This window comes from Porphyrobacter sp. CACIAM 03H1, assembly GCF_002215495.1.
Lineage (GTDB): Bacteria > Pseudomonadota > Alphaproteobacteria > Sphingomonadales > Sphingomonadaceae > Erythrobacter.
Window position 1 is genome coordinate 1819687 of the sequence record NZ_CP021378.1, and the last position, 12460, is coordinate 1832146.

At 65.8% G+C, this 12460-nt stretch carries 9 protein-coding genes; 6 read left to right on the forward strand and 3 right to left on the reverse strand.

Annotated features, from left to right (window positions below):
* Positions 1-12 precede the first annotated feature (12 nt).
* Complete coding sequence (locus tag CBR61_RS08710; RefSeq protein WP_088914005.1) at positions 13-2574, reverse strand: TonB-dependent receptor; 2562 nt, start codon at positions 2572-2574, stop codon at positions 13-15.
* A gap of 193 nt (positions 2575-2767) precedes the next feature.
* Between CBR61_RS08710 and CBR61_RS08715 the strand changes: the two genes are divergently transcribed.
* Both CBR61_RS08715 and CBR61_RS08720 read left to right on the forward strand, forming a co-directional pair.
* Positions 2768-3448: a hypothetical protein gene (locus tag CBR61_RS08715; RefSeq protein ID WP_088914006.1), complete on the forward strand. Its 681-nt coding sequence runs from the start codon at positions 2768-2770 to the stop codon at positions 3446-3448.
* 158 nt (positions 3449-3606) lie between these two features.
* Positions 3607-6090, forward strand: a complete 2484-nt coding sequence (locus CBR61_RS08720) for a TonB-dependent receptor (protein ID WP_172835938.1) — start codon at positions 3607-3609, stop codon at positions 6088-6090.
* Between the two features lie 72 nt (positions 6091-6162).
* On the opposite strand, the gene CBR61_RS08725 is transcribed toward CBR61_RS08720, so the two are convergent.
* Together CBR61_RS08725 and CBR61_RS08730 are read right to left on the reverse strand one after the other, a co-directional pair.
* Complete coding sequence (locus CBR61_RS08725; RefSeq protein ID WP_157696541.1) at positions 6163-7572, reverse strand: flavin monoamine oxidase family protein; 1410 nt, start codon at positions 7570-7572, stop codon at positions 6163-6165.
* Positions 7569-8501 (reverse strand): DUF1838 family protein, encoded by a 933-nt coding sequence (locus CBR61_RS08730; RefSeq protein WP_088914008.1) that lies wholly within the window; start codon positions 8499-8501, stop codon positions 7569-7571. The genes CBR61_RS08725 and CBR61_RS08730 overlap by 4 nt, the downstream gene beginning before the upstream one ends.
* A gap of 144 nt (positions 8502-8645) precedes the next feature.
* On the opposite strand from CBR61_RS08730, the gene CBR61_RS08735 reads away from it, so the two are divergent.
* Genes CBR61_RS08735 through CBR61_RS08750 form a run of 4 tightly spaced genes read left to right on the forward strand, consistent with a single transcriptional unit; the run spans position 8646 to position 12432 of the window.
* On the forward strand, positions 8646-9470 hold the full coding sequence (locus CBR61_RS08735) for an HpcH/HpaI aldolase/citrate lyase family protein (protein ID WP_233996680.1): 825 nt from the start codon (positions 8646-8648) through the stop codon (positions 9468-9470).
* The gene (locus CBR61_RS08740) at positions 9463-9972 is read left to right on the forward strand and encodes a MaoC family dehydratase (RefSeq protein ID WP_088914010.1); all 510 of its coding nucleotides are present in this window, start codon (positions 9463-9465) and stop codon (positions 9970-9972) included. Before CBR61_RS08735 ends, CBR61_RS08740 begins: the two co-directional genes overlap by 8 nt.
* Positions 9973-10000: 28 nt before the next feature.
* Complete coding sequence (locus tag CBR61_RS08745; protein WP_088914011.1) at positions 10001-11188, forward strand: acyl-CoA dehydrogenase family protein; 1188 nt, start codon at positions 10001-10003, stop codon at positions 11186-11188.
* A gap of 14 nt (positions 11189-11202) precedes the next feature.
* Positions 11203-12432 carry a CaiB/BaiF CoA transferase family protein gene (locus CBR61_RS08750; RefSeq protein ID WP_088914012.1) on the forward strand — a complete coding sequence of 410 codons (1230 nt, stop codon included), beginning with the start codon at positions 11203-11205 and terminating at the stop codon, positions 12430-12432.
* Positions 12433-12460: the final 28 nt, after the last annotated feature.

Genomic DNA, 12460 nt, shown 5'->3' on the forward strand with positions numbered 1-12460 from the left:
TGGACAGTCCGATCAGAAGTCGTATTTCGCCCGCACCACCCAGGTGCGCGGCGGGTTCAGATAGCTGAAGTTGGCCAGAGAGCTCTCGACCGCCTCCTCATCGAAGCAGTTGCGGCATTCCGCGACCAGCGCCCAGCCGCCGACATGCTTGAGCGTCAGGCCGGCGTTGACGATCCAGCGATCCTCGCTGAACGAACCGGTGATCGGATCGATCAGATTCCCGAGCCGCAGCGTGTTGGCCGGGAACACCGTCCCGGTCGGTCCGGTCACGTCCTGATCGTAGAAGGTGACGTTGCTGGTGCCCACTTCGCTCTCGCTGCGCCAGTTGGCATTCACCGAGGGCGTGAGGGTGAGATCACCCATGGCGATATCGTAGCTGCCGCCGACCGCGATGGTGAAGTCGGGCGTGCGGACAGGTTCGGCGATCGTGCCATCGGGAGCGACGATCCCGACACCGCAGGCAGCGGCGTTGTTGGCACCGGCGGGGGCATTGGGAATGCGCCGCGCGGCCAGCTGCGTAAGGCAGGTCGCTTGCTGCGCGGCCACTGATTGCACCCCGAATTCATCCAGCGCCGGAGCGTTGCGGTCGATACGGTACTCGTCGTCCTGGTAGCCGATCGACGCAAACAGGTTAAGCCCCTCGACCGGCACAGTCGTCAGCTCGAGTTCGAGACCCCTGTTGCGGTAATCGGCGAAGTTGCGGATCAGGAACGCGAGCGATCCGTCTGGCCGGATGAAGCCCGAGGGCGTCTGCAGGTCGGCCAGATCGATCCAGAAGGCGGTCAGGTTGAGGCGCACCTTGCGGTCGAGAAATTCGGTCTTGGCGCCCGCTTCGTAGCTCCACGCGGTCTCGGGCCCGAAGGGCAGCAGTTCCGAGGCTGTGGTCCCACGCGCGTTCCAGCCGCCCGACTTGAAGCCGCGGGTCGCCGAGGCGAACAGCAGCACATCGTCGGTCGCCCGGAAATTGACGGCAAAGCGCGGGGTGAAGATGTCGATGGACTGGTTTGTCGGGATGGGCCGGCCGTTGGTCGCGATCAGATTGGCCGTGTCGATGCACTGCGACGGGCCGAGCTGCGCCGCAGCACGGCACAGATTATTGCCGAGGCGAGGGCGGTTGTCACGGATCGCGAAGGTCTTCTCTTCGTCGGTGTAACGGATGCCGGCGGTCACCGTCAGGCGATCGGTGAGGTTGAGGTCGGCCTGGAGATAGCCCGCCCATGCCTCGGCACCGTTGTCGATCACGCGGTCCGCAAGCACCAGCGGGAAGCCGTCGGGCAGCGGGGCGATGGCGAGCGAGAAGATGTCGCCGAAATCGGTGCGGTTGTCCTCGTGGAAGTAGAACACGCCGCCGACTAGATCGATCAGCCCGTCGCCGATGGAACCGGTGAACTTGATCTCTTGCGTGAACTGAGTGTGCTGGCCCTCGTTGACGATGGTGAACCCGCCGAAGGTGAAGCCGCGGATCGGCGGGACCGGTGCGGTCAGGCTCGGCAGGGCGCGACCATCGGCGAAGTCGACGGCGAAGTCCTGGTTGAGATCGACGAAGCCGGTGATGATGTTGACCGTCCAGTCGCTGCCGAGGTCAAACTCGAGGTTCGACGAGATGAAGTCCATCGTCGCCTCGTTGCCAAGACCGAAGCCGGACTTGCGACCTGTCAGCAGCGGCCCGAACGTGGAGCTGACGAAACTGCCGTTGCGCCTAATCCCGGTCGCCGCGAAGCGGCCGTCGCAATTGGCCGGATTGGTCGGGTCGCAATCGAAATTGAGCGTGTTGCCCGCGCTCGAGGAGGTCTTGATGTACGAACCCGTCCAGCGCGCCCAGTCGGCGAGCTCGCCGCGCAGACCGAGCCGCACGCCCCAGCCGTCGTTCTCGTTGTCGCGCTCTTTGGTGACGTTGTTGATCGTGAAGCCGTTGTCATCCTGCCAGTAGCCCGACACCTTGATGGCGAAGGTGTCGGCAAGAGGCAGGTCGATCGAGGCGCGGGCGAGCTTCTGGTCGTAGCTGCCGTATCCGATCTCGGCATAGCCGCCGAAGCGGTCGCCCGGTTCGTTCATATGAACGCTGATCGCACCGCCTGTCGTGTTGCGTCCGAACAGCGTGCCCTGCGGGCCGCGCAGCACCTCGATCCGGTTGACGTCGAACAGCGACAGGTTGTTCGCATTCTGGCGCGAAAGGTAGATATCGTCGACATAGGTGCCGATCGGCGGATCGAATGTCGCGATCGACTCGGTGTTGCCGATACCGCGCAGGTAGTAGGAGTTGGCCGAACCCAGACCGGTGTTGTTGAGCCCGACGAGGTTCGGCACGAACTGCGCCACTTCGAGCGCATTGGCGATCCCGCGGCGCTCGAGCTCCTCCTGCCCGAAAGCGGTGATCGCGATGGGCACATCCTGAACGCTTTCCTGCCGGCGCTGGGCGGTCACGATGATGTCGGACACGCCGCCCTGCTGCTGGCCGGCCTGCGTGTCCCCACTGGAACTGTCCTGTGCCAGGGCGGGAGCGGCGGTTGCGCAGAGCGCAAGGGCGGAGGTCATGCCGGCAAGCGCCGGATACAGCCGAACACGGATTGTCATGGAATGGGGCTCCTTACCGAATGTGAGCCTGGTCGCCTGCTGACGATCCAGCGCCGCTCTCCTGCGCACCCTGAAGTTGTCCGGACAAAAGCTTGCCTGTCAAGCGTCGAAATGCAATTTGTCCGGACAATGCGCATGAAAAATGTCGCCGGACGTGATTTATGCGCAACACTCTGACACGGGAGCCGTCGCCTTGGATCTTGCCGCACTCGCCTATCCGGCGCTCGTCTACGCGCATCTTCTGCTGTTCGTGCTGTGGCTTGGCGCAGACGTCGGCGTGTTCATGCTGGGACAGCATTTCCGCAAACGCGACAAATGGTCGCTCGACCAGCGTATCGCCCTGCTCACGCTGCTGGTCGAGGTCGACATGATCCCGCGCAGTGCCTGGGCCCTGATGGTGCCGCTGTCGCTGAGTGTCGTCGAAGCAGGCGGGTGGTGGGACGTCCCCGGCGGACTGCTGGCCGGCGCATGGGGCGTCGGTCTGGGCTGGCTGTGGCTGGTGTGGGACTCGCACCGCCACGACCAGACCCCGCGCGCCGCACGCAACCGCCGCATCGAGGGTTGGCTGCGCTGGCTGGTCGGCGGGTTCTACCTTTGGCTGGGCGGTCAGAGCCTGCTGGTCGGCGCGCCGCTTGAGCCGGATTGGCTCGCTCTCAAGGCGCTGCTGTTCGGCTGCATCTTCGTCGCTGCGATCATGATCGACGTGACGTTCAAGCCTGTCGGGGCGCAGCTGGCGGCAGTCCTGACGCAAGGGTCGAGCGACGCCACCGAGATCCCGCTGCGCCGCACGATGGACCGCACCCGCATCTGGGTGTTCGCGGTCTATCTGCTGTTGGTCGCAACCGCCTTCCTCGGCAACGCGAAGCCGCTCTGACCGGGGCGATCCCGTGTCGTCGCAAAGCCACGCTTTAGCACCACGATTGGTCTGCGACAAAAATTTGTCTGGACAAATTTTTCGGCACAGGCAGAAATGCTAGGGGGACTTAACGGTGCCGCTCCGCGGAGCAGGGGCCAATGGGAGGCAAACACATCATGAAGAAGCTTGTTCGTAGCATCTTGCTGACGGCCACGATCCTGACGCCGGCCACGGCGATGGCGCAGACCGTGACGGGTGATGATGATCGGGAAGCGGTATCGACAGTGCCCAGCGGCAACGAGATCGTCGTTACCGCGCGCAAGACCGAGGAACGGCTTCAGGAAGCGCCGCTGGCGGTTTCGGTGGTGACATCGGAAGGGATCGACCGGCTCGGTTTCAACAGCGTCACCGACCTGACCCGCGCCACCGCCGGCCTTGTCTTCGACGACAGCTTCGGCCGGGACGCGAACCGTCCGGTGATCCGCGGACAGGCGAACATCCTCGGGGATTCCGGCGTCGCCTTCTTCATCGACGGCATCTACTTCAACGGCTCCATTGCCGACTACGACGTCGACTCTATTGCCCGCATCGAGGTGGTGAAGGGACCGCAGAGCGCACTCTACGGCCGCAATACCTACTCGGGCGCGATCAACATCATCACCAAGTCGCCCGGCGACCGCTGGGGCGGGCGGGTTCAGGCCGATGTGGCCGAGGGCATGACCTATGACGTCAGCGGTTCGATCAGCGGCCCGCTCGCACCCGGGCTCGGCCTGATCGTCGGTGGGCGCTACTTCAAGAACGAAGGCCTGTTCACGAACCAGTTCGACGGCACGCCGATCGGTGTGCAGGAGACGAGTTCGGGCTTTGCCATGCTCAAGTACGACAACGGCGGCGCACTGCGGGTCGGTCTGCGCGGCAACTATACCCGGACGCGCGATGGCCAGCCGGCGATCTTCGCAACCGATGCCAACGAGAACAACTGCCTGCCCGACAACGGTGCCCTCTATGCCGGGCGTGGCCGCTATTTCTGCGGCGTGATCCAGCCGCGTCCGGTCAGCAGCGACTACAGCCGCCAGTTCGCGGGCGAGTTCGTCGGCAACGCAATCGACACCTGGAACGCGGGCCTCAGCATTGACATCGATCTGACCGACAATTTGACGCTAACCTCGCTGACCGGCTACAACAACCGGGAAGCCGTGCAGCGCACCGATGGCGACTATTCGCCGAACCGCTTCCAGGGGGTGATCTTCGCCACCATTCCGCTCGGCTCGCCGGTGGCGCCTTCGGTGCCCTTCGGTTTTGCCAGCTCGCAGACCGATTTCTCGTTCTCGAATGCCTCCGAACGCGAAGACTGGTCGCAGGAGCTTCGCCTGCAATACACCACCGAGCGCGCGCGGGTCCTTCTGGGCGGCTACTACTGGGATCAGGACAGCGTCTCACGCGACAACCGCGTGCTGCCTCCGGGGGCGCAGGCCGAAGCCAATGCCAACATGCTTGCGGCCCGTCAGGCACGCTGTGCGATCACGCCGCGCTGCGGTTCGCTGAGCCCGGCCTTCCCGCTCGGCACCCTTGCGGAGAGCCGCAACAGCTCGATCGACAATATCCGCAACATGGCGGTGTTCGGCTCGATCAGCTACAATCTGACGGATCAGCTCTCGATCAGCGCCGAGGGGCGGTATCAGGAAGAGCGCATCCGCACGCTGGCGCAGACCGCAACCGTGGCCGCAGGAAATATCGGCGCGCCCGTCCGCGGCGAGGCGACATTCCGCGAGTTCCTTCCGCGCATTACCGTCGATTACCAGCTGACCCCGGACAATCTGCTCTATGCCGTTTATTCGGAAGGTCAGAAGCCCGGCGGTTTCAACGGGGCAGCGGCGATCTCGGTCGGTCGCTCGACCTTCGATGCCGAGGACGTGAAATCCTATGAGGTGGGCACCAAGAACACCTTCCTCGACGGCGCGCTGGTGGTGAACCTCGCCCTGTTCCACAACCAGATAACGGGATACCAGCTGACGCAGCCGGTTGAGGTGATCAACCCGCCGGCTGCTCCGCAGCAGGTGACCGCGATCAACAATGCCGGCGACGCGCGCATCAACGGCTTCGAGCTCGAGCTGATCGCCCGCCCTTCGCCCGAGCTGACCCTCACGGCCAACTACGCCTATGCGAACAGCCGCTTCCGTCGCGGTCTGGACGAGAACCAGGGCGTGCTTGACGATGTGGCGGATGATCGCCTCGTCAACTGCTCGAACGGCGACCAGCTGCCCAACATCTCGGGCTGCCAGTCGCGGTTCGGCGACATCACCGGCAAGTCGCTCCCGCGTGCGCCCGAGCACACCGTTTTCGTCGATCTCGACTATCGCCGCGACATCGGCGATTCCGGGTGGCAGGGTTTTGCGGGGATCAACGCCTATCTGCTCTCGAGCAGCTTCGCGCAGGTCCACAATCTGGCCGAAACCGGCGATTCGGTGATCAGTGATGTCCGGCTCGGCGCGCAGAACGACAACTTCCGTATCCAGTTGTATGTCCGCAACCTGTTCGACGAGACGGCGGTCAACCAGCTGATCCGCTATGCCGACGCCAACCGCGACCTGCGCCGCAGCTTCATCGCCGGCCTCCGTCCGCCGCGCCGCTTCGGGGTGATCGCCGAGGTGCGCTTCTGACGGATCAGCCTCCGAGATGACGCATCGGACGGCGGGAGCACACGGTGCTTCCGCCGTTCGCCTTTCGGCCGCTCAGACGCGCGCCAGCACCGCCTCGACCGCTGTCTCGGCGCTTTCCAGCGCCGCTTCCATGCCGCTCGCCGCTTGGCCGAGATGCTCGCCGGCGAAGTGCATCCGGGTTCCGCGGTGGCGGGTGAGGGCGGCGAGGTCGGCGGCCATTCCGGTGCCGATATGGTGGTAGATGCCGCGCGCGCCGGGCTCCTTCTGCCAGCTGAAGAACCGCAGCACGCGCAGCTTGCCTCTGGCCGAAGGACGCATGGCCTCGAGCCGCGCCACGATCAGGCGTCCTGCCTCGTCAGGCGGCATCCGGTCGAGCAGGTCCGCGCCGGCCCCGGTGGTCCAGAGCTTGAGCATGGGCGGGTTCGATCCGAGCACGAACACGCGTCCGATCAGCGGCTCGTCGGTCCAAAGCGTTTGCGGCAGTCCGTCGGCTTCCCAGAACGGATCGCTCGCCGCGATGTAGGCGAAGCTGGCGCGGGTGTAGGGCAACTCCACGAGCATCCGCCTTGCCGCGGGGGTAAAGGGGACGTCCATCGGTATCCGGCGCAGGGCGGCGAAGGGGATCGTGCAGATCGCCTGTGCCGCATAAAGGGTCCGGTCGCCGAGCCGGAGGCTGATCCCGCCGGCGTCCTCGCGGATGCCGCCGACGGTCTGGCCGAGCCGCACTTCGCGCCGCAAGCCCGACGCCATCGCTTCGGGCAGGCGCTGCGATCCTCCCGCGATCGTCGCGACCGGGCCCGGCTGGCTCGCGTAGATGGCGAAGGTTCTGGCAAGGTTGAGCTGCGACATGGCGTCGAGCGAATTGCCGTTGAAATTGGCACCGATCAGTCGCAGCGCCTCCTCGCTCGCCCCGGCCTGCCTCAGCGCATCGCGCACCGAGATGTCGGCATCGGGCGGAGCATCGCGCCAGGCGGCAGGTCCGGGCAGACGGGTAAAGGCGCGGGCGTAATGCCGCATCAGCGCGGCCGGTTCGACGGCACGCTCGCGCTCGGCGAGGCGGTTGCCGGCGCTGGTTGCCCACGCCGCAGGCGCTGCGGTGGCACCATTGATCACGTAAAGATTGCCGGGCGCATCGGCGAGGCCCGCACCGCTGCCGGCACCATCGGGGAGGTCGATCCCGAGCTGGTCGGCCAGCGCGCGCAGACGGGCATATCCCGCCCCGACCTGGATCCCTCCGGCTTCGGGGGCACCCGGCAGGTCGCGCAAGGTGTGGAGCCTCCCGCCCACGCGCTGTCCCGCCTCGAGCACCACGACCGACAGGCCCGCCGCCTCGCAGAGCCGCGCCGCGTGAAGCCCGGCGAGCCCCGCGCCGATGATCGCTACATCGGCCTCGGTCCTGCTGCGCGCCCCTGCCGGAGCGGCGCCGGCGATGATCGCGGCGCTCCCCCCGGCCAGAAAGGCGCGCCGCGTCGTCGGGATCAATGGCCCTCGCCGGTCTTGCCGCTGGTGCCCGCAGCCTTGCGCGCCTGATCGGTCAGCAGCTTGAACTTCGTCCAGGTGGTCTCGTTCGGGCGCATATCGTCGGCGGGCGGGGCCTGCTCGTAGATCGGGTAGTTGGCCCGGATCTCGTTCTTGAGCACGGCTGGCAGGTCCTCGAAGCCGCCGGGCAGCTTGCGCCCCATGGCATTGAACACCATCTGCCCGGGGCGGCTGCCCATCTTCATCCAGGGTGCCCAGCCGGAAATCCGCACCCAGCTGATCATCGGATAGGCCGTCGGCTTGGTGCTGTCGTAAAGCTCGCTCTTGAGCGCGCCGAAATCGAAGATCTCCATCGCGTGATATTCGCCGCCGACATACTCCTGATAATCGCCGGCGAGCGGATTGGTGTAGAATAGCGGCGCCTCGAAGGGCATGAAGACATAGTCGCCCGCCTCGCGCAGGCTGTCGAGCGTGAGCGGTTTGCCGTCGGCACCCACCGCGAAGTTGGGGCGACCGTTCACCGGGTCGTTGTGGATGTGCATTACCTCGACCGTTTCCCCGGTATAGGGGTTGGTCCATTGCTTGAGGACTTCGCCGGTCTTGGGGTCGAGCATCAGCATGACCTCGCGGCTGACCAGTCGCCAGCCCTTGCCGCGCTGGGGATCGTTCACCTCGACGCAGCGGCGGATGTTCATGCCTTCGCCCTTGAACAGCAGCTTGTCGCGCACCCCGGGGCTGCGCCCGTAGATGTTGCCCGACCAGTGATAGACCGCCGGCTTGTCCGCAGAGACGCCGCATTGCAGCCGCTTGGAGATCTCCAGCGCGTCCTGCGGATTGGCAGGGTCGAGCGTGCGGGCATCCGCTGCCCCCGCTGCCAGCGTCGCGCCGGCGAGCAAAGCGGTAGCCCAACGGCCGAATTTCCTGGATGTCATCTTTTCCCTCCAAACCAGCGTGATATGCGGAACAAGCGCGATGGATCGCACAATTCCTCCTTGACTTTAGATTTGTCCGGACAAATTGTGAAGCCTCAATTCTGAGTGGTGCGGTAGAGCGCCGATAGGATCAGGACCGCCATCGTGTTTGCCGCAGCCAGCCTGTTGTTCGTCCCCGGATCGCGGCCCGATCGCTTCGCCAAGGCGAAGGCGGCGGGCGCGGGTCTGACAGTGATCGATCTCGAGGACGCGGTCGCGGCTGACGACAAGGATGCCGCCCGTGCGGCTGCGCTGGGGCAGGTGGCCGAAGCGCCGCAGGGCTGGGCGATCCGCATCAATGCGGTGCGCACCGCCGCCGGCGTCCGCGATCTTGCCGCGCTGGTCGATTCACCCGCATTGCCCGAGGTGTTGCTCGTGCCGATGGTCGAACTGGCGGGCGATCTGGAGGTCATCGCCGGCGCGCTGGGCGACCGGTGCCCGCAGCTGATCCCGCTGATCGAGACACCCCGGGGCCTGCGCCATGCTCTTGCCATCGCATCCGCCGATAAGGTCGCTGCGGTGATGTTCGGCGGCGGCGATTTCTCGGGCGAGCTGGGCGTCGAACTGGCGTGGGAGCCGCTGCTCGCTTCACGCCAGCAGCTTCTGCTCGCCTGCGCCGAGGCAAGAAAGCCTGCGATCGACGTTCCCTTCATCCGGCTGGAGGACGAAGCGGGCCTTGCCGAGGAAGCGGCGCGCGCCCGCGCGATCGGCTTTTCCGCCAAGGCGGCGATCCATCCCGCGCAGCTGCCCGCGATTCATGCCGCTTTCCTGCCGACCGAGGCGGAGGTTGCAGAGGCGCGCGAGGCGCTGGCCGCCTACGAGGCCGGCGGCGGGCGCGCGATCCGGTTCCGCGGGCGCATGCTCGAGGCGCCCTTCATCATCAGGTATCGCGCGCTTGTGACGCGCCACGAGGAGCAAGCGAATGCGTGACAGCTACATCGAGGTTTCCCCCGGCCGCTTCCGCGAGGTGCAGGGGCGTTATTTCGAGGATTTCGTGGTCGGCCACGTCTACGAACACCGCCCCGGGCGCACTATCACCGATGCCGACAACGTGTGGTTCACGCTGCTCACCATGAACACCCACCCGGCCCATTTCGATTACGAGCTCTCGAAGGACACCGAATTCGGCAAGCCGCTGGTGGTCAGCCCGTTCACGATTGCCTTAATGACCGGCATGAGCGTCTCCGACACCAGCGGCAAGGCGATCGCCAACCTTGGCTGGGACGAGGTGCGGATGGTCAAGCCGCTGTTCGTCGGCGACACGCTCTATTGCGAGAGCGAAGTGCTGGAGAAGCGCGAAAGCGCCAGTCGCCCCGAACAGGGCATCGTCACCTTCAAGACCATCGCGAAGAACCAGCACGGCGACATCGTCGCCCATTACAAGCGCACCGTACTGGTGTGGAAGCGCGGCTTCGGCGCGCTCGACAAGTAACCCTGCAAGACCCCGAGGACCCAAAGTCATGGCCACCGCCGCAGCAATCGCCAACCCGATCCGCACGATCGACCCGGAGGAGGAGCGCGCCTTCATGGACGCGATCGACCGCTGGCTCGAGCGCGAGGTGATCCCGGTCATCAAGCACCACGATCACAACGACATCTGGCCTGCCGAACTGGTCGCACAGATGGCCGAGATGGGCCTGTTCGGGGCTACCATCGGGCAGGAATACGGCGGTCTCGGACTGCCCGCGACGACCTATGCCAAGATCGTGATGAAGATCTCGAGCCACTGGATGGCGATCACCGGCATCTTCAACTCGCACCTCATCATGGCCGCAGCGGTCGAACGTTTCGGCACGGCGCAGCAGAAGGCCAAGTGGCTGCCCCGGTTCGCGACCGGCGAGATCCGCGGCGGGCTGGCGCTGACGGAGCCCAACGCCGGAACCGACCTTCAGGCGATCCGCACCGTGGCGAGGAAGGATGCGAACGGCGACTACATCCTCAACGGCACCAAGACGTGGATTTCCAACGCGCTTAACGGCCAGTGCTTCGCGCTGCTGGCCAAGACCGACCCTGCCGCCGAACCGCGCTACAAGGGCATGAGCCTTTTCATCGCCGACAAGCGCGAAGGGCTTTCCACCGGCAAGAAGTTCGACAAGCTCGGCTACAAGAGCATCGATAGCGCGGAACTCGTCATGGAGGACTACCGCATCCCCGCCGACCAGCTGATCGGCGGCGTCGAGGGGCAGGGCTTCTTTCAGGCCACCGGCGGGCTCGAGCTCGGACGCATCAACGTCGCCGCGCGCGGTGTGGGGCTGGCCGAAGGCTCGCTCCGGCTCGCCACCGAATACGCTCAGCAACGACAGACCATGGGCAAACCGATCGCGGAACACCAGGCGATCCAGCTCAAGCTCGGCGAAATGGTCACCCGCGCACGGGCCGCACGGCTGCTGACGCTCGACGCCTCGGAGGCCTACGATCGCGGCGAACGCTGCGACAAGGAAGCCGGCATGGCCAAGTACTTCGCCAGCGAGGCCGCGGTGGAGAACAGCCAGGAGGCGATGCGGATCTACGGCGGCTATTCCTATTCCAAGGAATACGACATCGAACGCTATTACCGTGACAGCCTGCTGATGTGCATCGGCGAGGGGACCAACGAGATGCAGCGCATGATCATCGCCAAGCAGCACCTCAAGGAAAACCCGGCCTGAGAGGGCGGCGCGCGATGGAGCCGGCAACCGATCTTCCGCTCCGGGGCTTCCGGATCATCAGCGCCGAACAATACGGCGCTGGTCCCTACGGCACGATGTTCCTCGCCCAGATGGGCGCCGAGGTCATCAAGATCGAGCCGCCCGGCAAGCCTGCTCCCGATGGCACGCGGCGCGGCGGCGGCGACACGGCGCGCGCCGTGGGCCCGCATTTCCTGCGCCCGGGGGAAAGCGTCTACTTCCAGGCCTTCAACCTCAACAAGCGGTCGCTGACGCTCGATCTCGGAACCGACGCCGGACAGGAGGTGCTGCACCGGCTGGCGAGGCAGAGCCATGCCGTCGCCAACAATATGCGCGGCGATCTGCCTGCGCGGCTGGGGCTCGATTACGCCGCGCTCGGCAGGGTCAACCCGGCCATCGTCTGCGCGCACCTGTCGGCATACGGACGAGACAACGCGCGCGCCAAGTGGCCGGGCTATGACTACCTGATGCAGGCCGAGGCGGGTTATTGCCAGCTGACCGGCGAGCCGGGCGGCGACCCGCAGCGCATGGGCCTGTCGATGGTCGATTTCATCACCGGAACGATCTTCTGCATCGGCCTTTTGGGCGCGCTGGTCGACGCGCAGCGCAGCGGAAGGGGGCGGGACGTCGATACCGATCTGCTGTCTGCCGCGGTCCACCAGACCTCCTATCCGGCACTGTGGTACATGAACAACGGCGACGAGACCCAGCGCACGCCGCGCAGCGCCCATCCCACCGCTACCCCCAGCCAGATGTTCCGCGCCGCCGACGGCTGGATGTTCGTGATGTGCCAGCTGCCCAAGTTCTGGGACATCCTCACGACCCGCATCGGCCGCGAGGATCTGGCCGCCGACCCCCGCTTCGCCACCAATGCCGACCGGCTGGCGAACCGCGAGGTGCTGACGCGGTTGCTCGACGAGGAATTCAGCCGGAAGCCGATGGCCCATTGGCAGGAACTGCTCGGCGGCCATGTCCCCGTCGCTCCCGTCTATGAGCTTGGCGCGGCGCTCGACAATCCGTGGCTTGCCGAGATCGGCCTGCGCGACAGCGTGGACCACCCCGACGCGCCGGAGCTCAAGGTGCTGGCCAACCCGCTCAAGTTCGACGGCAAGCGGCTGCCCAACCGGGCCGCGCCGCTGCTCGGAGCCGACAGCGAAGATATTCTCGCCGACCTCGGCTATGATCCCGACGAGATCGCCCGCCTGCGCGCGGACGGGATCGTCTGACGCCGGCCGCAAGGGAGGGAGAGGGCAG